Origin of the sequence: Citrobacter sp. C1, from assembly GCF_014596895.2 — a bacterium.
GTDB classification, from domain to species: Bacteria; Pseudomonadota; Gammaproteobacteria; order Enterobacterales; family Enterobacteriaceae; genus Citrobacter; species Citrobacter gillenii.
On sequence record NZ_CP115035.1, the window covers coordinates 1,813,506 to 1,833,052 of the forward strand.

A 19,547-nucleotide genomic window follows, 5' to 3' on the forward strand; every position below is an offset into this window, starting at 1 on the left:
CGCCGCCATCCGGCATTGATGTCAGAAAATCATCTTAAACACGCCAGTCACCACCAACAGTCCAATCAGAAAAATAATTAAAATAGCCCACAGCAGAATTTTCATTAGCCTTCCCTTTTTGGTAAGTTCAAATTTAGTATAGGAAACTATTGAAAACTCTGCCTGCAGGCACTGTTATGCCGGCTTACGTGCGCTGAGCAGAAACACCATCGGGCGCTCTTTCTCTTCATCCAACGCGGGGTTGGCGGCAATCTGTTCAGCAGACGGTCCCCACTCATCAACACAGACAATCTCAAACCCGGCGCCAATAAGCGCGTTGATCCAGGTTGCCAGCTTGCGGTGTTGTTTTTTTACCCCTTCAGCAAACCAGTTGCTGATGCGTTCACCTTCCTGCTGGTAGTGATTCACCGGCCAGGAGAGTTGCCCGGTTTTGTCTTTTATCCAACCTTGGGTGAGGGGCGCTGTATAAATTGGGTGTTCTGCCGAAAAGACCAACATTCCGCCTGGTGTTAACGCCTGGTAAATGGTTACCAATAATCGCTCTATATCCTGCAAATAGTGCAAGGCGAGCGAGCTATAAACCAGCTCAAAGGAATCCGCGGTCAACGTCAGCGCGTCAAGATCTTTGCGCTGGTACGAAATACCCTCTCCGGTGGTCATGTTGCAAGCCTGGGCTAACATTTTCTCTGAAATATCTAAGCCCACGACGCTTGCCGCGTGGTTATCGCGTGCGTAGCGGCAAAACCAGCCGTATCCGCAGCCTAGATCGAGAATGCGCTGACCTTGTAACGGAGGGAGCATGGCCTGTAATGCTGGCCATTCGGGCGCGCCGTCGAGTCCTTTTACGGAGCGGTCCAGCGTGGCATATCCGGCAAAGAAGTGCGGATCATCATAGATATTTTGTGACATCGTGCCTCCATTCATAAATTATTAGAATTATTTTATCCGTATTATTAAACGGGAATATATTTTTCTAATTATATATTTTGATGTCCAAAGATGTATTGCCACGCGTAACTAAAAAAGCATCTGCGACAAGTCGTACTCTTTGCACATCATTTCTTACCAGTATATCCCCATGAATCGTAATTCTGTGCTTCTTGCAGCGGCATGCTTGCCGCTTTTTATTCTGCTGCCCGGTTGTGCCCCAATGCACGATACCCGCCAGTCGCTCTCACAGCAGACGCCCGCTGAAAATGTGGATTCTGCGTTACCCGCGGCATTAAAAAATGGTTGGCCGGATAGCCAATGGTGGAAGGCATATCACGATCCCCAGTTGAATGCGTTGATTGACAGTACATTAAAGAATTCGCCTGATATGCAGGTGGCAGAGCAGCGAATCCAACTGGCAGAGGCGCAGGCGAAGGCCGTTGAGGCGCAGGATGGTCCGCAGATTGATTTCTCGGCAGACGTCGAGCGCCAGAAAATGTCGGCAGAAGGCTTGATGGGACCGTTTGCCCTCACCGATCCGGCGGCGGGCACCACCGGGCCGTGGTACACCAATGGCACCATGGGATTAACCGCTGGCTGGAACCTGGATCTGTGGGGTAAGAATCGGGCGGAGGTAACAGCACGCATTGGTGCAGTCAAAGCGCGTGAAGCTGAGCGCGAGCAAACCCGACAGCTTTTGGCGAGCGGTGTCTCCCGCTTATACTGGGAATGGCAGACGCAGGCGGCGCTGAAGACCGTGCTGACGCAAATCGAAACCGAGCAGCAAAATGTGATTACCGTCGATCGCGAGCTGTACCAAAACGGGTTGACCTCCTCGGTAGAAGGCGTTGAAACCGATATTGATTCCGGTAAAACGGAGCAGCAACTCAACGACGTCAACGGGAAAATGAAGGTCATCGAGGCGCGGTTGAGTGCGCTGACCAACACGCAGTCCACCTCGCTGAAGCTGCATGCCACCACGATGCCGGTCGTCGAAAGCCAGTTGCCGTCCCAGTTAGGTTATTCCTTGCTGGCCCGCCGACCGGACCTGCAGGCGGCTCACTGGTACATTGAATCTTCTCTGAGCAGTATTGATGCGGCAAAAGCGGCATTTTATCCCGACGTTAACCTGATGGCCTTCCTGCAGCAGGATGCTTTACATCTGAGCGATCTGTTCCGCCATTCTGCCCAACAAATGGGGGTCACCGCCGGATTAACGCTCCCGATCTTCGACAGCGGCAGGTTGAATGCGAATCTCGACATCACCAAAGCGCAAAGTAACCTGACCGTGGCCAATTACAATAAAGCGGTGGTTGATGCGGTGAATGATGTCGCGCGTGCGGCAACGCAGGTGGATACGCTGGCGCAGAAGAATCAGCATCAGCTGCAGATCGAACATGACGCGCAGCGGGTAGTGGGGCTTGCGCAGGCGCGGTTCAACGCCGGGATTATCGCCGGCTCCCGCGTCAGTGAGGCAAAAATTCCGGCACTGCGTGAACAGTGTAACGGCCTGATACTACAAGGTCAGTGGCTGGATGCGTCTATTCAGCTCACCAGCGCCCTGGGTGGCGGATACCACGCATCCTGAGAGTCTGGCCCGGCAGATTCAGGCTGTCGGGTCGGTTTTTTGTTTATTGCGCCGTTTCATCCACCAGCGGACCGCCACCACCAGCCCAACAACCAGAATCAGCCATACCCCATGCTTGATATGCTGGTCGAGGCTGTGCAGCCACGGCGCGACCACTTCTCCACCCACATAACCAAGGGTAGTAAACAGCAATGCCCAGACCAGTGCGCCGAGAATATTCAGCGGTAAAAAGATTTTCGGCGGCAGGTGACTGGCACCAATCAGCAAGGGGCCAATGACCCGAAAGCCATACATAAAACGTGTCCCGACCACGAACAGGTATGGGCGCCGCTGGATCATTTTCTGTGCATACTGAATTTTTGCCCGATGACGCGAGAAGCGACGGAGAATGTTGCCGCCGTAACGACGACCAAGCAGATACAGCAACTGATCGCCAATCATTCCCCCCAGCGCGACAGAGACAACAACCAGCGGAAATTTGAGTAATCCCTGATGCGCCGCCACGCCGCCCAACAGGGTAATGGTTTCGCCTTCGGCCAGGCTGCCAATGATGAGCGCCGCATAGCCGTACTGGGCAATAAGATTGTTTATATCCATACGTCTGTATGACCTCCACAACCATTAGCATACACCTGATGAATTGTTGATGCCGGAAAAGCCGTCACCCAGCGCATCGGTATTTTTACCGTGTACATAAAATAATCAAAAGCTGAATTATACTTGAAGTGTTGAGGTCTGGAGCTGACAAGAAGGGGGCGGTATGAACCATGTCTGGGGGCTATTTTCCCATCCCGATCGTGAAATGCACGTGATCAACAGCGAAAACGAAAGTGTTTCGCATCACTATACCCACCATGTTCTGCTGATGGCGGCCATCCCGGTCATTTGCGCATTTATTGGCACCACGCAAATTGGCTGGAGTTTTGGCGACGGCAACGTATTGCAGTTATCCCTGTTGACCGGATTTGCGATGGCAATTCTGTTTTACGGTGTGATGCTGGCCGGCGTGGCCGTGATGGGCAGGGTTATCTGGTGGATGGCACGTAACTATCCGCAGCGTCCGTCGCTGGCACATTGCATGGTCTTTGCCGGCTATGTCGCCACACCGCTGTTTTTAAGTGGGTTGGTGGCGCTGTATCCGCTGGTCTGGCTGTGTGCCTTAGTCGGAACTATCGCGCTGTTTTACACCGGCTATTTGCTGTATCTCGGCATCCCGACATTCCTGAATATCAGCAGAGAGGAAGGACTCAGCTTTTCCAGCTCAACGCTGGCAATTGGCGTCCTGGTGCTCGAAGTTCTGCTGGCGATTACGGTTATCCTGTGGGGGTACGGATACCGATTGTTCTAAGCTAACAACCTGTCTACTCTGCGTTGCTGGTGTAAAAGCCAGCAACGCAGCATTTCGAGATGATTCTCCGGTGGCGGCAATGCTGCCGGGTGGTTATGATGCCTGCGCTAGCTTGAGATTATTCTCTATCTCGGGCGGTGTGCGTTGTGACGTGCGTGAACCATTATCAGAAATCTCATCATGCTTAAATTTCGAGTTTCATTATTAAGCCTTGCCCTGGTGCTGGCAGTTCCTTTTGCACCCCAAGCCGTGGCGAAAACGGCGGCTACCGCAGCGGCCTCTCAACCCGAGATTGCGTCTGGTAGTGCGATGATTGTTGATTTGAATACCAATAAGGTCATCTATTCGAACCATCCGGACCTTGTGCGTCCGATTGCGTCGATCACCAAATTAATGACGGCGATGGTGGTGCTGGATGCACGACTGCCGCTGAACGAAAAGCTGAAAGTAGACATCAGCCAGACGCCAGAAATGAAAGGTATCTATTCTCGTGTACGGCTGAACAGTGAAATCAGCCGCAAAGACATGCTGCTGCTGGCGCTGATGTCATCGGAAAACCGTGCGGCGGCAAGCCTGGCGCATCATTATCCTGGCGGTTATAACGCGTTTATCAAAGCGATGAATGCCAAAGCGAAATCACTGGGGATGACTAAGACCCGCTTTGTGGAACCGACAGGGTTATCCATTCATAACGTGTCGACCGCCCGTGACCTCACTAAATTACTGATTGCCAGCAAACAGTATCCGCTGATTGGTCAGTTAAGTACCACGCGTGAAGACATGGCCACCTTTGCCAACCCGGCCTATACGCTGCCGTTCCGCAACACCAACCATCTGGTGTATCGCGATAACTGGAATATCCAGCTCACCAAAACCGGCTTTACCAACGCGGCGGGTCACTGTCTGGTGATGCGCACGGTCATCAACAACAAACCGGTGGCGCTGGTGGTGATGGATGCGTTTGGTAAATACACCCATTTTGCCGATGCCAGCCGTTTACGTACCTGGATAGAAACTGGCAAGGTGATGCCGGTTCCGGCGGCTGCACTGAGCTATAAAAAGCAAAAAGCCGCACAGATGGCGGCGACGGGTGAACAAACTGCGCAGAACGATTAAACCGTAGGCCGGGCAAGCGAAGCGCCCCCGGCAACGTGCCCGATGGCGCTTACGCTTATCGGGCCTACGATTCTTTCCAGAACTTCTGTTTACTGGTTTTACCGATCCCTGGGTTCATGCTGTTGGTCGGATCGTTGGCGCGATAAAAACGCGTCAAGGTTTCCGGCGCTTTGTACAGGTGTCCCACATTGTGCTCTGCCGGGTACTGCGCCCCGCGAGCCTGCAACAGTTCCAGCATTTGCTCTTTCAGCGCATGCGCATCCACACCTTTCTTCACAATGTAATCCTGATGGAAAACATAGCACATAAAGTGTCCGTAATAGAGCTTATGCACCAGCTTACTGTCGATCTCGGGCGGCAGATGCTCATACCATTCCGTGTCGTTACGGCGCAACGCAATATCCAGCGCCAGAATATCTTCGACCTCATCGGCATGGACGGCCTGATAGCGAATCGCCGCTCCGGCTGCAGCAAAGCGGTGTAAAAAGGCTTTACTGCCTTCTTCCGGCGTACAGGCAAAGAAATCGCCCTCGGCCGTTTTGAAAAACTCGGTCAACCAGCTTTGTGCTTCGGCCACGCCGCCACCGGCCATTTTTAACAGCAGGTGGTGTTCGTATTTATCGCGCCAGCTTTTCATCCGCGCCGGTAAATGGCTGGGGAATAAATGGCCAAATTTCTGCATGGCACGGTCGGTAAAGTGCGGGCGGAAAATTTTCACTTTTTCCAGCATCGCGTCGGTGCGACCTTTCAGGGTAAAGAAGAACGGCATTTTGTCGGTGCCGAGCTTGTCTATCATCAGAAACGTATCTTTGCCGTACTGCTCGGCGATATCGTAGATATCACGGTGCATGTACTCGCCGGCGACCGGCAGGTGTTCGAAATTTGCCAGAATATGACGGCGGATCTCCGTCAGCACCTCTGGCTGATTGGTACCGATATAAAACACCTGCTGATTTTTCTCGGCTTCAAAGGTGTCGAGGCGCACCGCAAACACCGCCAGTTTTCCCGCGCAGCCGGAAGATTCAAACAGCCGGTCCGGGTCGGCGTTATAGCGTGCGGGGGTATCGGCTTCGATATCTCTGACGCGGGTAACGTAATCGTGATCGTGCGCGTGACGCCCGTCGTGATGCACATCGTCATCTTTAATGCGTTCGTCATCAAGTTTGCTGAGGATCTGCTCCGGCGTCTGGCCAAGTTCGATACCCAGATGGTTGACCAGCTGTAATTTGCCTTGTTCGTCAATTCGCGCAAACAGCGACATCTCGGTATATGCCGGGCCGCGCTGTACCAACGAGCCGCCGGAGTTGTTGCAAATCCCACCAATCACCGATGCGCCAATGCATGAAGAGCCAATCACCGAATGCGGTTCGCGACCAAATGGCTTGAGTGCTTTTTCCAGCGAATAGAGCGTGGTGCCGGGATACGCCAGAACCTGTTCGCCTTTGCCGATGACGTGCAGTTTGTCGAGGCGCAGGGTGCTGATAATAACAATCTCACGATCGTAGTCATTGCCGCTGGGCGTAGAGCCTTCGGTTAGTCCGGTATTGGCGGCCTGCATCAGGATAATTTTGTCGGCGACGACGCAGGCGTTCAGCACACGCCACAGTTCCAGCAATGAGCCAGGAAAGACAACGGCTAACGCCTCGCCCTGACCTGAGCGGAAGCCCTTGCGATAGCGGGCCGTTTTAGACGGTTCGGTAAGCAGGTGCGAATGACCCACCAGACGGGCCAGTTCGTTAAGCAACGCTTTATTATCGGTTGTTGTAATGGAAGACATTCTCCACTCCTTGTGGTGGGCAAAAATATCAGAAACAAGCATAGCGCTCTGTATGACAATACGCTTTCTCATTCAGGTTGTCTCTGAATTGGCTGTGCTTCATTCATCCCGGATTTCAAAATTAGGAGAATAACCTTAGCTTTCTTTATCTCTCCCGTTTAGGCTTACGGCAAACTGCGGTTTTTGTTATATTTTCGCTGCCTCGTCGGGAAAAAATAAAGAGAGAATCAACATGAAATGGCTTTGTTCTGTAGGTATCGCGGTGAGCCTGGCGTTGCAGCCAGCGCTGGCGGACTCCTTGTTTGGTAACCATCCTCTGACCCCTGAAGCACGGGATGCATTTGTTACCGATTTACTCAAACAGATGACCGTCGATGAGAAGATCGGCCAATTACGTTTGATAAGCGTCGGGCCGGATAACCCGAAAGAAGCCATCCGTGAGATGATCAAAGACGGGCAGGTTGGGGCGATTTTTAACACCGTTACCCGCGAGGATATCCGTAAAATGCAGGATCAGGTGATGGAACTCAGCCGCCTGAAAATCCCTCTCTTTTTCGCCTATGACGTACTGCACGGTCAGCGCACCGTGTTCCCGATAAGCCTCGGTTTGGCGTCATCGTTTAATCTGGATGCGGTCAGAACGGTGGGGCGCGTTTCTGCCTATGAAGCCGCAGACGATGGCCTGAATATGACCTGGGCGCCAATGGTTGATGTCTCGCGTGATCCGCGCTGGGGACGTGCCTCAGAAGGTTTCGGGGAAGATACTTATTTGACCGCCACGATGGGCAAAACCATGGTCGAAGCGATGCAGGGTAAAAGCCCGGCCGATCGCTATTCGGTGATGACCAGCGTCAAACACTTCGCCGCCTATGGCGCGGTAGAAGGCGGAAAAGAGTACAACACCGTGGATATGAGTCCGCAGCGGTTGTTTAACGACTATATGCCACCGTACAAAGCCGGGTTAGACGCCGGGAGCGGGGCGGTGATGGTGGGTCTTAACTCGCTGAACGGCACCCCTGCGACTTCTGACGCCTGGCTGTTGAAAGATGTGCTGCGCGATGAGTGGGGCTTTAAAGGGATTACCGTTTCCGATCACGGCGCGATTAAAGAGTTGATCAAACATGGTACCGCCTCCGATCCGGAAGACGCGGTGCGCGTGGCGATCAAGTCCGGCATTAATATGAGCATGAGCGATGAGTATTACAGTAAGTATCTACCGGGCCTGATTAAGTCAGGTAAGGTGACGATGGCTGAACTGGACGATGCCGCGCGTCATGTGCTGAACGTCAAATATGATATGGGGCTGTTTAACGATCCGTACAGCCATCTGGGGGCCAAAGAGACTGACCCGCAGGACACCAACGCGGAAAGCCGTTTACACCGTAAAGACGCGCGTGACGTTGCCCGCGAAAGTCTGGTACTGCTGAAAAACCGCCTGGAAACGTTGCCGCTGAAGAAATCGGGGACTGTGGCAGTCGTCGGTCCACTGGCGGACAGCAAACGTGATGTGATGGGCAGTTGGTCGGCAGCAGGCGTTGCCGAACAGTCAGTGACGGTGCTGACAGGCATTAAAAATGCGCTCGGCGATAAGGGCAAAGTGGTGTACGCCAAAGGGGCGAATATCACTAACGATAAAGGCATTGTCGACTTCCTCAATCTGTATGAAGAGGCGGTGAAAGTCGACCCACGCTCGCCGCAGGCCATGATTGATGAAGCGGTCAAGGCCGCGCAGCAGTCTGATGTGGTGGTCGCTGTGGTCGGCGAAGCGCAAGGTATGGCACATGAAGCCTCCAGCCGGACCGATATCACTATTCCGCAAAGCCAGCGTGACCTGATTACCGCGCTGAAAGCCACCGGCAAGCCGCTGGTGCTGGTGCTGATGAACGGGCGTCCATTGGCGCTGGTGAAAGAAGACCAGCAGGCCGACGCGATTCTGGAAACCTGGTTTGCCGGGACGGAAGGCGGCAACGCCATTGCCGATGTCCTGTTTGGCGATTACAACCCGTCAGGTAAACTGCCGATGTCTTTCCCGCGCTCTGTCGGGCAGATCCCGGTCTATTACAGCCACCTGAATACCGGTCGTCCGTATAACGCCGATAAGCCGAACAAATACACCTCACGCTACTTTGACGAAGCCAACGGCCCGCTGTATCCCTTTGGCTATGGTCTGAGCTACACCACCTTTACCGTTTCTGATGTGAAGCTTTCTGCACCGACGATGAAGCGTGATGGAACGGTCACCGCCAGCGTGCAGGTTACCAACACCGGCAAACGCGAAGGAGCGACGGTGATTCAGATGTATTTACAGGATGTGACCGCTTCCATGAGTCGTCCTGTCAAACAGCTGAAAGGATTTGAGAAGGTGAATCTCAAACCGGGCGAGACGCAAACGGTCAGCTTCCCGATTGATATTGAGGCGCTGAAATACTGGAACCAGCGTATGCAATACGATGTGGAGCCGGGCAAATTCAACGTCTTTATCGGCGTAGATTCTGCCAGAGTGAAGCAGGGCGAGTTTGAACTGCTGTAATGATCAGGTGAATTTGCGTCAGACCTGATGGCTCCACACGTGTCAGGTCCATCGATTCATCCACACCGGCAAAGCCCCTGAGGTTTTGCCGGTCTTTTTATATTTATCACCGAGTTACTGCTAATCCTTCCCTCCGTTACCCCTCAATTGCCAGGTTAAGGTCAGATTTTTCGACTATGCTTTTCCCTCTATGTCCTGAAAAGGACAGTCAAAGGATGAGGAGAGCAGCATGATAATCTCAAAGGTCTGGGCGGGCTCGCTGGCGCTGTTTGCCGCGATGAGCTTACCCCTGCAGGCCGCATCACCCGTCACGGTGGGATCAAAAATTGATACGGAAGGGGCGCTGCTCGGCAATATGATTTTGCAGGTGCTTGAAAGCCACGGCGTGAAAACCGTCAATAAAGTCCAGTTGGGAACCACACCAGTGGTGCGCGGGGCCATCACCTCCGGCGAACTGGATATTTACCCGGAATATACCGGAAACGGGGCTTTCTTCTTTAAAGATGAAAATGACCCGGCATGGAAAAATGCGCAGGCCGGTTATGAAAAAGTCAAAAAACTGGATGCGGAACAGAACAAACTGGTCTGGCTAACGCCTGCGCCCGCCAATAACACCTGGACCATTGCCCTCCGTCAGGATGTTGCCGAAAAGAATAAGCTCGTTTCGCTGGCTGACCTGGGACGCTACCTGAAAGACGGCGGCACGTTCAAACTGGCCGCCTCGGCAGAGTTTATCGAACGTGCGGATGCGTTGCCTGCGTTTGAAAAAGCTTATGGCTTTACGCTCAATCAAAATCAGCTTTTATCGCTGGCAGGGGGAGACACGGCGGTGACCATTAAAGCCGCTGCGCAGCAAACCTCAGGCGTCAATGCCGCGATGGCCTACGGGACCGACGGCCCTGTTGCGGCGCTGGGACTGCAAACGCTCAGCGATCCAAAAGGTGTCCAGCCGATCTATGCTCCTGCGCCAGTGGTGCGTGAATCAGTACTGCAGGCCTACCCACAAATGGCGGAATGGCTGCAGCCGGTCTTTGCCAGTCTCGATGAAAAAACGCTACAACAGCTTAATGCCAGTATCGCCGTTGAAGGGCTGGATGCGAAAAAAGTCGCAGCAGATTACCTGAAGCAAAAAGGATGGGTGAAGTAACGGAGTTTGCATCAGGTGAGTGTTGTATCAACGATGTCTGTTAATCGAGTGCTGTTGCTGCTGGTATTTCTGCTAATGGCGGCAGCTGCGCTGCCTTTCATCAGTTATGCCCCCAATCGTCTGGTCTCTGGCGAAGGTCGACAACTCTGGGAACTCTGGCCCGGTTTTGCGTGGGGGCTGGCGGCGATGTTTCTGCTACTGGTGGCGCTGTGTTTTATCCCCGGTCGCGCCGGCAACGTGTTAACCCTGATCGTAGTGCAACTGCTGCTGATAGCGGCGTTGATTGCCGCCGGTAAAACGGCAAGCGGGCTGGCGCAGACGGGAAGTCCGCTGGCGAGAACCAGTCTGGGTAGCGGATTCTGGCTTGGGCTGGGACTGATGCTGCTGGCGCTCAGCGACGCGATTCGTCGTCTCACCGCGAGGCCACTGTGGCGTTGGTTACTGCATATGCACATTGCCATCGTCCCCGTTGCGCTGCTGCTGACCGGGATGTTCAACGACCTTTCGCTGCTCAAAGAGTATGCCAATCGTCAGGATGTCTTCGACGATGCGCTGGCGCAACATCTGACTATCCTGCTCGGAACCGTGCTGCCAGCGCTGGTGATTGGCATCCCGTTGGGCATCTGGTGCGCCTTCTCTACGTCGCGCCAGGGGCCGGTATTTGCCGTACTGAATATTATTCAGACCATTCCTTCCGTGGCGCTGTTTGGCCTGCTGATTGCCCCGCTTGCCGGGCTGGTTCAGCATTTTCCCTTGTTACGTGCATTGGGCATTGCCGGAACCGGGTTGGCCCCTGCGCTGATTGCGCTGGTGCTGTACGCGCTACTGCCGCTGGTGCGCGGCGTGGTGGCGGGGCTGAACCAGGTTCCTCTCGATGTGCTGGAAAGCGCCCGGGCAATGGGAATGAACTCACGTCAGCGCTTTTGTTTGGTACAACTCCCGCTGGCGTTACCGGTCTTCTTGCGCAGTTTACGTGTCGTGATGGTGCAGACGGTGGGGATGGCCGTTATTGCCGCACTGATTGGCGCGGGGGGATTTGGCGCATTGGTTTTTCAGGGATTGCTCAGCAGTGCCGTCGATTTAGTGCTACTGGGTGTCGTCCCGGTGGTGGTGCTGGCGGTGCTGATCGATGCCCTGTTTGATTTAGGTTTAGCTCTGCTGAAGGTGACCGTTGATGATTGAATTTAGCCATGTCTGTAAAACCTTTGGCCAACAACACGCGGTCAACGATCTCAATCTGCATTTTCGCGAAGGCAGCTTTTCCGTCTTGATTGGTACGTCGGGGTCGGGGAAGTCCACCACGCTCAAAATGATTAACCGTCTGGTGGAGCATGATAGCGGGACGATTCGCTTTGCTGGCGATGAGATCCGCAGCCTGCCGGTGCTGGAATTAAGACGACGGATGGGATACGCCATTCAGTCTATTGGACTGTTTCCGCACTGGACCGTTGCACAGAACATTGCCACCGTATTGCAGCTGCAGAAATGGTCGCGTTCACGTATTGATGACCGAACAGATGAACTGATGGCGTTGCTGGGGTTGGAAGAGGGGTTGCGTCATCGTTATCCTCATCAGCTCTCCGGTGGGCAACAACAGCGGGTGGGAGTGGCGCGTGCGCTGGCCGCCGATCCCCAGGTGCTGCTGATGGATGAACCTTTTGGTGCGCTGGATCCGGTAACGCGCAGCGCCTTGCAGCAGGAGATGACCCGCATTCACCGGTTGTTGGGACGCACCATTGTGCTGGTTACCCATGATATTGACGAAGCGCTGAGGCTGGCGGAACACCTGGTGCTGATGGACGCAGGTCAGGTGGTGCAACAAGGCACGCCGCTATCGATGCTCACAGCACCGGCTAACGACTTCGTACACACCTTTTTTGGCCGCAGCGAACTGGGTGTTCGGCTGCTGGCGCTGCGCACTGTCGGTGATTTTACCCGCCGCCATGAGCAGCTCAGCGGCGAGCCGCTGGTAGACGAGATGACACTGCGCGATGCGCTCTCTATTTTTGTGGCGCGGGGGTGCGACGTTCTGCCGGTGGTTGACGCAAAGGGCGGAGCCTGCGGGACGCTCCATTTTCAGGATTTACTCTCACCGAGGCCGCACCGTGAAACGTCTGACTGATCCGCTGTTATGGCTGGTTATCTGTTTTCTGCTGCTGCTGGCAGGGTTGCCTCATAGCCAGGTGCTGTTTAGCGCGCTGTTCCCGCTGCTGCCGCGACCGGTTTATCAGCAGGAGAGTTTTCTGGCGCTGGCGTTGGCCCATTTTAGCCTGGTGGGGATCTCGAGCCTGGTGGCGGTGATCATTGGCATGGGGGCGGGGATCGTGGTCACGCGTTCATGGGGAACTGAATTCAGACCGCTGGTGGAAACCATTGCCGCCGTGGGGCAAACTTTTCCGCCGGTCGCCGTGCTGGCCATCGCTGTTCCGGTGATGGGGTTTGGTCCACAGCCAGCCATTATCGCGCTGATCTTGTACGGCGTGTTACCGATTTTACAGGCGACGCTGGCGGGGCTGGGCGGAATATCAGCCAGCGTGCTGGATGTTGCCAGTGGAATGGGGATGAGCAGCGGTCAACGGTTGCGCAAAGTGGAGCTGCCGCTGGCCGCGCCGGTTATTCTGGCTGGTATTCGCACGTCGGTGATTATTAACATTGGCACCGCCACGATCGCCTCAACCGTGGGGGCAAACACGCTGGGTACGCCGATAATCATCGGGCTGAGCGGATTTAATACTGCCTATGTGATACAGGGGGCGCTGCTGGTCGCGTTGGCGGCCATCATTGTCGATCGCGGGTTTGAGCGAGTCGCGCAACACCTTACCCGGCACGTAAAATAAAGGTATAGCCTGCAAGCATCACACCGCCGATTCCGCCGATGGCCATCAACAGGAAGAGGGTGATCACGCCGATTTTAGCTGCGCTCATGGTGTACTCCTTATGGTATATAAAAGGATTGTACACGTTTGTTAATGGAATATTAAATACCGAGTGGATAAATATCGTGGCCTAGCGCACGCCACTCGGTTAATTGTTGGTGTTGAGCGGCCGTCTGGTTATCGCCGCACCACACCAGAAGTGTCCGGCCTTCAAACAGTTCCGGTCGCAGTTGATTGAGCGAGTGAGCCAGTACGTCAACCCGCCATCCTTGCTGGCTGGCGACCCAGCCCTCCAGCCATAACCGGGTGGTATCGTGAATATTCCAGCCGACGACCAGCGCGTCTTTACCTTGTTTCTTACGGGCTGAGGCGAGGCAAATCGCAATGTAGTTAATCAGCACGCCGTCAAGAATGCCGAGCAGTGCCTGAAGAATAGGTTGCTGACATTGCAGGCGTCGCCGCAGCGGAATGAACAGATGGGTGTTCAGCGTCTGGGCGGGATAATCCTGGCCACGTTCTTTGATCCACAATCGCAGACTATGCAAATTATTACTTTGCAAATAGCTCAACAGCGTTTCTTGCTGCTCGCGCCAGCCGTTGTGCACATCAATGCTCTCATTGCTGAGCAACATTTTAACCTTACTGACCTGCACACCGTTGTTTATCCAGCGTTTGATCTCGCGGATCCTGTCGATGTCCGCGTCGTTAAACAAACGATGACCGCCGTCTGTGCGCTGCGGTTTCAGTAATCCATATCGCCGCTGCCACGCACGTAAAGTGACAGGGTTAATATCACAAAGCAAAGCCACTTCACCGATGGTGTAAAGCGCCATTTGTTGTCTCACTCTTGCTCGCGAGGTCCCAGTTTTACTTTAGACGCTCTTTTGCGAACCAGGTAGTTTTGTCTGTTTTTTGCTCACGGAATGGGTGATTTTGTAGTCATACCCACGCTTTTGAGTGACCGTTCTCACAAATTCCTCATTTTTTGCAACAGTTCAAAGAAAGTTACGCGCAGCCCATGTATGTTACGCGCTTTTAAGAAGACTGTGGTTGGCGGGTATGTACGAGTTTAATCTGGTGTTGCTGCTGCTACAGCAGATGTGCGTGTTTCTTGTTATTGCGTGGTTAATGAGCAAAACGCGTTTATTTATCCCGCTGATGCAGGTCACTATCCGGCTGCCGCACAAACTCCTTTGCTACGTCACCTTTTCCATCTTTTGCATTCTGGGTACCTACCTGGGGCTGCATATTGAAGACTCCATTGCCAACACCCGTGCGATTGGCGCGGTGATGGGCGGCTTGCTTGGCGGCCCGGTAGTTGGGGGGCTGGTCGGGCTGACTGGCGGCCTGCATCGTTATTCGATGGGCGGAATGACCGCGCTGAGCTGCATGATCTCGACCATTGTTGAAGGACTGCTCGGCGGGCTGGTACACAGCGTACTGACCCGTCGCGGTCGCACTGATAAAGTCTTTAGCCCGCTGACGGCGGGCGCGATCACCTTTTTTGCCGAACTGGTGCAGATGCTGATCATTTTATTGATTGCGCGTCCCTTTGATAATGCGCTGCATCTGGTGAGCAATATTGCCGCGCCGATGATGGTCACCAATACCGTGGGTGCGGCCTTATTTATGCGTATTTTGCTCGACAAACGGGCCATGTTCGAAAAATACACCTCGGCGTTTTCAGCCACTGCGCTAAAAGTTGCCGCCTCAACGGAAGGCATATTGCGCCAGGGGTTTAACGAGGTTAACAGCATGAAGGTGGCCCAGGTACTGTATGAGGAGCTGGACATTGGTGCAGTGGCGATAACCGATCGCGATAAGCTGCTGGCCTTTACCGGAATTGGTGATGACCATCATCTGCCAGGCAGGCCGATTTCATCCTCTTATACTCAAAAAGCGATTGATACCGGCGAAGTGGTGTATGCCGACGGCAACGAGGTACCTTACCGCTGCTCACTGCATCCGCACTGCAAATTAGGCTCGACGCTGGTGATCCCTTTGCGTGGTGAAAACCAGCGGGTGATGGGGACCATCAAACTGTATGAAGCCAAAAACCGCTTATTTAGTTCGATCAACCGCACGCTTGGCGAAGGGATTGCGCAGTTGCTGTCAGCGCAGATCCTTGCCGGGCAATATGAACGGCAAAAAGCGATGCTCACGCAGTCAGAAATTAAGCTTCTGCATGCGCAGGTGAATCCCCATTTTCTGTTTAATGCGCTCAATACCATTAAAGCGGTGATTCGCCGCGACAGCGAGCAGGCCAGTCAGTTGGTGCAATATCTGTCGACCTTCTTTCGCAAAAACCTCAAACGGCCGTCAGAAATTGTGACGCTGGCAGATGAAATTGAACACGTTAACGCCTATCTGCAAATTGAAAAGGCGCGCTTTCAGTCGCGCCTGCAGGTCACTTTAACGGTACCGGATGAACTTTCGCATCAGCAATTGCCAGCATTTACGTTGCAGCCCATTGTCGAGAATGCGATTAAGCACGGCACCTCTCAGCTACTTGATACCGGTGAGGTCTCCATTACCGCCCGGCGAGAAGGGCAGTATCTGATGCTGGATATCGAAGATAATGCCGGCCTGTATCTGCCGACAACCGAGGCCAGCGGGCTGGGGATGAATCTGGTGGATAAGCGACTACGTGAACGGTTTGGCGATGATTTTGGCATCAGCGTAGTGTGTGAACCTGACCTCTTTACCCGAATCACTTTACGACTTCCCCTGGAGGAACTGGCATGATCAAAGTGTTGATTGTGGATGACGAACCGTTAGCGCGGGAAAATCTGCGGATCCTGTTGCAGGAGCAAAGCGACATTGAGATTGTGGGGGAATGTTCGAATGCCGTTGAGGCCATCGGCGCGGTGCATAAATTGCGCCCTGATGTGCTGTTTCTCGATATCCAGATGCCACGTATTAGCGGTCTGGAAATGGTGGGCATGCTCGATCCTGAACACCGTCCGTATATTGTTTTTCTCACCGCATTTGATGAGTATGCGGTGAAAGCCTTTGAAGAGCATGCCTTTGATTATTTGCTCAAGCCGATTGAAGAAACCCGGCTGGAGAAAACGCTGATCCGTTTACGCCAGGAGCGCACGAAGCAGGATGTGTCGGTGCTGCCGGAAAACCAGCAGGCGCTAAAATTTATTCCGTGTTCCGGTCACAGCCGCATTTATCTGCTGCAAATGGACGATGTTGCGTTTGTCAGCAGCCGCATGAGCGGCGTTTTTGTCACCAGCAGCGACGGCAAAGAAGGCTTTACCGAACTTACGCTGAGAACGCTGGAGAGCCGCACGCCGCTGTTGCGCTGCCATCGACAATATCTGGTGAACATGGCGCAGCTGCAGGAGATTCGCCTGGAAGATAACGGCCAGGCCGAGTTGATTTTACGTAACGGCCTGACCGTGCCGGTGAGCCGCCGTTATCTTAAAAGCCTAAAAGAGGCGATTGGTCTGTAAAACTGGTACACTGCGCGCCATTGCATCACCGACAGTTGAAGGCTCTATGCTAAGTAACGACATTCTTCGTAGCCTGCGCTACACCCTGAAAGCGAACAATAACGACATGGTGCGGATCCTTGCGCTTGCTGACATGGAATCCACCGCCGCAGGTTTCGACACCTGGATGACGAAAGAAGATGAAGACGGGTTTATTCGTTGCCCGGACATCATTCTCTCCGGTTTTTTAAACGGCCTGATCTACCATCTGCGCGGTAAAGATGATTCGGCGCCGGAACTGGCGCTTGAGCGTCGGGTGAACAACAATACGGTGCTGAAAAAGCTGCGTATCGCCTTTTCACTGAAAACCGATGATATTCTGGCCATTATGACCGAGCAGAAATTCCGCGTGTCGATGCCGGAAATTACCGCCATGATGCGTGCGCCGGAACATAAAAACTACCGCGAGTGTGGAGACCAGTTTTTACGTTATTTCCTGCGTGGTTTGACTCACCGGGTACATCACACGAAAGCGTGATTTAATACCCGCAGGTCCGTGCATGCGTAGCGCTAACGGGCAAAAAAAGCCGGATAATAATCCGGCTTTTTTTGTTTATTTCACCTGTTGGCCAGGTTTGGCGCCTTCGTCAGGGCTTAACAGGAAGATGTCTTTCCCGCCAGGGCCGGCGGCCATCACCATGCCTTCAGAAATGCCGAAGCGCATTTTACGCGGTGCCAGGTTAGCCACCATAATGGTCTGACGACCAATCAGCACCTGCGGGTCCGGATAGGCTGAACGGATGCCGGAGAAGACATTACGCTTTTCACCGCCCAGATCCAGGGTCAGGCGCAGCAGTTTGTCGGAGCCGTCAACGAACTCGGCGTTTTCGATCAATGCCACGCGCAGGTCAACTTTGGCAAAATCGTCAAAGGTGATGGTTTCCTGAATCGGGTCGTCCGCCAGCGGGCCGGTAACCGGTGCGGCAGCCGCTTTCACTTCTTCTTTTGATGCTTCAACCAGGGCTTCAACCTGTTTCATGTCGATGCGGTTGTACAGCGCTTTGAAGGTGTTGACCTTGTGGCCGAGCAGCGGCTGCTGGATGGCATCCCAGGTCAGTTCGCTGTTCAGGAATGCTTCGACACGCTCGCTCAACGTTGGCAGAACCGGTTTCAGGTAGGTCATCAGGACGCGGAACAGGTTAATACCCATGGAGCAAATCGCCTGCAGATCGGCGTCACGGCCTTCTTGTTTGGCGACAACCCACGGAGCCTGTTCGTCAACGTAGCGGTTAGCCACGTCGGCCAGCGCCATAATTTCACGAATGGCTTTACCGAACTCGCGGCTTTCCCACGCTTCGCCAATCACTGTAGCGGCGTCGGTAAAGGTCTTGTACAGTGCCGGATCGGCCAGTTCAGCTGCCAGTACGCCGTCAAAACGCTTACTGATAAAGCCCGCGTTACGGGACGCCAGGTTGACCACTTTGTTGACGATGTCGGCGTTAACGCGCTGAACAAAATCTTCGAGGTTTAGGTCGATGTCATCGATACGTGAAGAAAGCTTCGCCGTGTAGTAATAGCGTAGGCTGTCGGCATCAAAGTGCTTCAGCCAGGTGCTGGCTTTAATGAAGGTTCCGCGAGACTTTGACATCTTCGCGCCGTTCACCGTCACATAACCATGGACGAACAGGTTAGTCGGTTTACGGAAGTTACTGCCTTCCAACATGGCAGGCCAGAACAGGCTGTGGAAATAAACGATATCTTTACCGATGAAGTGATACAGCTCGGCGTCAGAATCTTTTTTCCAGTATTCATCAAAGCTTGTGGTATCGCCGCGCTTGTCACACAGGTTTTTGAACGAGCCCATATAGCCAATCGGCGCATCCAGCCAGACATAGAAGTATTTGCCTGGCGCATTCGGGATTTCAAAACCGAAGTACGGTGAGTCGCGGGAAATGTCCCACTGCTGCAGGCCGGATTCAAACCACTCCTGCATTTTGTTCGCAACTTGTTCCTGCAACGCGCCGCTGCGCGTCCATGCCTGCAGCATTTCGCTGAATGACGGCAGGTCAAAGAAGAAGTGTTCGGAGTCACGCATGACCGGCGTCGCGCCAGACACCACGGACTTCGGCTCGATAAGTTCGGTTGGGCTGTAGGTCGCGCCGCACACTTCGCAGTTATCGCCGTACTGATCCGCAGCCTTACATTTCGGGCAAGTGCCTTTAACGAAACGGTCCGGCAGGAACATGCCTTTTTCCGGGTCGTACAGCTGGGAGATCGTGCGGTTTTTAATAAAACCGTTTTCTTTCAGGCGCGTGTAAATAAGCTCGGACAGCTCCCGGTTCTCATCGCTGTGCGTGGAGTGGTAGTTGTCGTAGCTGATATCAAACCCTGCAAAATCAGTCTGATGCTCCTGACTCATTTCACCGATCATCTGCTCTGGTGTAATGCCAAGCTGCTGAGCCTTCAGCATGATTGGCGTACCGTGTGCGTCGTCCGCGCAGATGAAGTTTACCTGGTGGCCGCGCATTCGCTGGTAACGGACCCAGACATCAGCCTGGATGTGCTCCAGCATATGGCCGAGGTGGATGGAGCCGTTGGCGTACGGCAGCGCGCACGTTACCAGAATTTTCTTCGCGACTTGAGTCATAGTGGGCAATTACTTCTTTTGTAGTGAAAAGGGCTTTGATAGTACCAAAATGGTAATTACTGCGCCAAGTGATAAGGGCATTTATCCGTAAATGAATAATTGTCGCGGTTGGAGTAAACTAGCTGGTGACAATCGTCTTTCAGAACAA

General features: G+C 53.7%; 18 protein-coding genes. 11 read left to right on the forward strand and 7 right to left on the reverse strand.

Annotated elements, in window-relative coordinates; translation table 11 throughout:
• Positions 1-21 precede the first annotated feature (21 nt).
• Both yohP and IB214_RS08720 read right to left on the reverse strand, forming a co-directional pair.
• Positions 22-105, reverse strand: coding sequence for a small membrane protein YohP (gene yohP / locus IB214_RS08715; RefSeq protein ID WP_000698460.1), 84 nt, complete (start codon positions 103-105; stop codon positions 22-24).
• Positions 106-174: 69 nt separating this feature from the next.
• The gene (locus IB214_RS08720; protein ID WP_117343468.1) at positions 175-909 is read right to left on the reverse strand and encodes a class I SAM-dependent methyltransferase; all 735 of its coding nucleotides are present in this window, start codon (positions 907-909) and stop codon (positions 175-177) included.
• A 169-nt stretch (positions 910-1,078) separates the two neighbouring features.
• On the opposite strand from IB214_RS08720, the gene mdtQ reads away from it, so the two are divergent.
• Entirely contained in the window at positions 1,079-2,518 is a 1,440-nt protein-coding gene (gene mdtQ, locus IB214_RS08725) for a multidrug resistance outer membrane protein MdtQ (protein ID WP_117343469.1), read from the forward strand.
• A gap of 18 nt (positions 2,519-2,536) precedes the next feature.
• On the opposite strand, the gene IB214_RS08730 is transcribed toward mdtQ, so the two are convergent.
• The gene (locus tag IB214_RS08730; protein ID WP_115258037.1) at positions 2,537-3,115 is read right to left on the reverse strand and encodes a DedA family protein; all 579 of its coding nucleotides are present in this window, start codon (positions 3,113-3,115) and stop codon (positions 2,537-2,539) included.
• Positions 3,116-3,278: 163 nt separating this feature from the next.
• On the opposite strand from IB214_RS08730, the gene IB214_RS08735 reads away from it, so the two are divergent.
• Both IB214_RS08735 and pbpG read left to right on the forward strand, forming a co-directional pair.
• A complete protein-coding gene (locus IB214_RS08735) occupies positions 3,279-3,866 on the forward strand; it encodes a Yip1 family protein (protein ID WP_117343470.1) in 588 nt (195 codons plus the stop codon).
• Positions 3,867-4,046: 180 nt separating this feature from the next.
• Positions 4,047-4,982, forward strand: a complete 936-nt coding sequence (gene pbpG, locus IB214_RS08740) for a D-alanyl-D-alanine endopeptidase (RefSeq protein WP_115258039.1) — start codon at positions 4,047-4,049, stop codon at positions 4,980-4,982.
• A gap of 64 nt (positions 4,983-5,046) precedes the next feature.
• Here pbpG and dld read toward each other — a convergent pair whose 3' ends face one another.
• A complete protein-coding gene (gene dld, locus IB214_RS08745; protein WP_117343471.1) occupies positions 5,047-6,759 on the reverse strand; it encodes a D-lactate dehydrogenase in 1,713 nt (570 codons plus the stop codon).
• Positions 6,760-6,991: 232 nt separating this feature from the next.
• On the opposite strand from dld, the gene bglX reads away from it, so the two are divergent.
• From bglX to IB214_RS08770, 5 genes are all read left to right on the forward strand, one after another.
• Positions 6,992-9,289: a beta-glucosidase BglX gene (bglX, locus tag IB214_RS08750; RefSeq protein WP_117343472.1), complete on the forward strand. Its 2,298-nt coding sequence runs from the start codon at positions 6,992-6,994 to the stop codon at positions 9,287-9,289.
• A 229-nt stretch (positions 9,290-9,518) separates the two neighbouring features.
• The gene (locus tag IB214_RS08755; RefSeq protein ID WP_115258042.1) at positions 9,519-10,436 is read left to right on the forward strand and encodes an ABC transporter substrate-binding protein; all 918 of its coding nucleotides are present in this window, start codon (positions 9,519-9,521) and stop codon (positions 10,434-10,436) included.
• Positions 10,437-10,469: 33 nt separating this feature from the next.
• The gene (locus IB214_RS08760) at positions 10,470-11,618 is read left to right on the forward strand and encodes an ABC transporter permease (protein ID WP_117343473.1); all 1,149 of its coding nucleotides are present in this window, start codon (positions 10,470-10,472) and stop codon (positions 11,616-11,618) included.
• The gene (locus IB214_RS08765) at positions 11,611-12,558 is read left to right on the forward strand and encodes an ABC transporter ATP-binding protein (protein WP_115258044.1); all 948 of its coding nucleotides are present in this window, start codon (positions 11,611-11,613) and stop codon (positions 12,556-12,558) included. Before IB214_RS08760 ends, IB214_RS08765 begins: the two co-directional genes overlap by 8 nt.
• Entirely contained in the window at positions 12,542-13,273 is a 732-nt protein-coding gene (locus IB214_RS08770) for an ABC transporter permease (protein WP_115258045.1), read from the forward strand. Before IB214_RS08765 ends, IB214_RS08770 begins: the two co-directional genes overlap by 17 nt.
• On the opposite strand, the gene IB214_RS08775 is transcribed toward IB214_RS08770, so the two are convergent.
• A complete protein-coding gene (locus IB214_RS08775) occupies positions 13,254-13,361 on the reverse strand; it encodes a protein YohO (RefSeq protein ID WP_003027354.1) in 108 nt (35 codons plus the stop codon). The two genes, IB214_RS08770 and IB214_RS08775, sit on opposite strands and share 20 nt — an antisense overlap.
• 52 nt (positions 13,362-13,413) lie before the next feature.
• A complete protein-coding gene (gene mlrA, locus IB214_RS08780; protein WP_115258046.1) occupies positions 13,414-14,145 on the reverse strand; it encodes an HTH-type transcriptional regulator MlrA in 732 nt (243 codons plus the stop codon).
• Between the two features lie 226 nt (positions 14,146-14,371).
• On the opposite strand from mlrA, the gene IB214_RS08785 reads away from it, so the two are divergent.
• From IB214_RS08785 to IB214_RS08795, 3 genes are read left to right on the forward strand one after another with little or no spacing between them, the layout of a single operon-like run.
• Complete coding sequence (locus IB214_RS08785; protein WP_096756509.1) at positions 14,372-16,057, forward strand: sensor histidine kinase; 1,686 nt, start codon at positions 14,372-14,374, stop codon at positions 16,055-16,057.
• Complete coding sequence (btsR, locus tag IB214_RS08790) at positions 16,054-16,773, forward strand: two-component system response regulator BtsR (RefSeq protein WP_115258047.1); 720 nt, start codon at positions 16,054-16,056, stop codon at positions 16,771-16,773. Before IB214_RS08785 ends, btsR begins: the two co-directional genes overlap by 4 nt.
• A 46-nt stretch (positions 16,774-16,819) precedes the next feature.
• Entirely contained in the window at positions 16,820-17,290 is a 471-nt protein-coding gene (locus tag IB214_RS08795) for a DUF1456 family protein (RefSeq protein WP_115259919.1), read from the forward strand.
• A gap of 75 nt (positions 17,291-17,365) precedes the next feature.
• Here the strand turns inward: IB214_RS08795 and metG are convergent, their stop codons facing one another.
• A complete protein-coding gene (gene metG, locus IB214_RS08800) occupies positions 17,366-19,399 on the reverse strand; it encodes a methionine--tRNA ligase (RefSeq protein ID WP_115258048.1) in 2,034 nt (677 codons plus the stop codon).
• Between the last annotated feature and the right edge of the window lie 148 nt (positions 19,400-19,547).

Excerpts from the sequence above, each read along its gene's own strand:
- yohP (WP_000698460.1), bottom strand. The coding sequence starts at position 105 with ATGAAAATTCTGCTGTGGGCTATTTTAATTATTTTTCTGATTGGACTG.
- IB214_RS08720 (WP_117343468.1), bottom strand. The coding sequence starts at position 909 with ATGTCACAAAATATCTATGATGATCCGCACTTCTTTGCCGGATATGCC.
- mdtQ (WP_117343469.1), top strand. The coding sequence starts at position 1,079 with ATGAATCGTAATTCTGTGCTTCTTGCAGCGGCATGCTTGCCGCTTTTT.
- IB214_RS08730 (WP_115258037.1), bottom strand. The coding sequence starts at position 3,115 with ATGGATATAAACAATCTTATTGCCCAGTACGGCTATGCGGCGCTCATC.
- IB214_RS08735 (WP_117343470.1), top strand. The coding sequence starts at position 3,279 with ATGAACCATGTCTGGGGGCTATTTTCCCATCCCGATCGTGAAATGCAC.
- pbpG (WP_115258039.1), top strand. The coding sequence starts at position 4,047 with ATGCTTAAATTTCGAGTTTCATTATTAAGCCTTGCCCTGGTGCTGGCA.
- dld (WP_117343471.1), bottom strand. The coding sequence starts at position 6,759 with ATGTCTTCCATTACAACAACCGATAATAAAGCGTTGCTTAACGAACTG.
- bglX (WP_117343472.1), top strand. The coding sequence starts at position 6,992 with ATGAAATGGCTTTGTTCTGTAGGTATCGCGGTGAGCCTGGCGTTGCAG.
- IB214_RS08755 (WP_115258042.1), top strand. The coding sequence starts at position 9,519 with ATGATAATCTCAAAGGTCTGGGCGGGCTCGCTGGCGCTGTTTGCCGCG.
- IB214_RS08760 (WP_117343473.1), top strand. The coding sequence starts at position 10,470 with ATGTCTGTTAATCGAGTGCTGTTGCTGCTGGTATTTCTGCTAATGGCG.
- IB214_RS08765 (WP_115258044.1), top strand. The coding sequence starts at position 11,611 with ATGATTGAATTTAGCCATGTCTGTAAAACCTTTGGCCAACAACACGCG.
- IB214_RS08775 (WP_003027354.1), bottom strand. The coding sequence starts at position 13,361 with ATGAGCGCAGCTAAAATCGGCGTGATCACCCTCTTCCTGTTGATGGCC.
- mlrA (WP_115258046.1), bottom strand. The coding sequence starts at position 14,145 with ATGGCGCTTTACACCATCGGTGAAGTGGCTTTGCTTTGTGATATTAAC.
- IB214_RS08785 (WP_096756509.1), top strand. The coding sequence starts at position 14,372 with ATGTACGAGTTTAATCTGGTGTTGCTGCTGCTACAGCAGATGTGCGTG.
- btsR (WP_115258047.1), top strand. The coding sequence starts at position 16,054 with ATGATCAAAGTGTTGATTGTGGATGACGAACCGTTAGCGCGGGAAAAT.
- IB214_RS08795 (WP_115259919.1), top strand. The coding sequence starts at position 16,820 with ATGCTAAGTAACGACATTCTTCGTAGCCTGCGCTACACCCTGAAAGCG.
- metG (WP_115258048.1), bottom strand. The coding sequence starts at position 19,399 with ATGACTCAAGTCGCGAAGAAAATTCTGGTAACGTGCGCGCTGCCGTAC.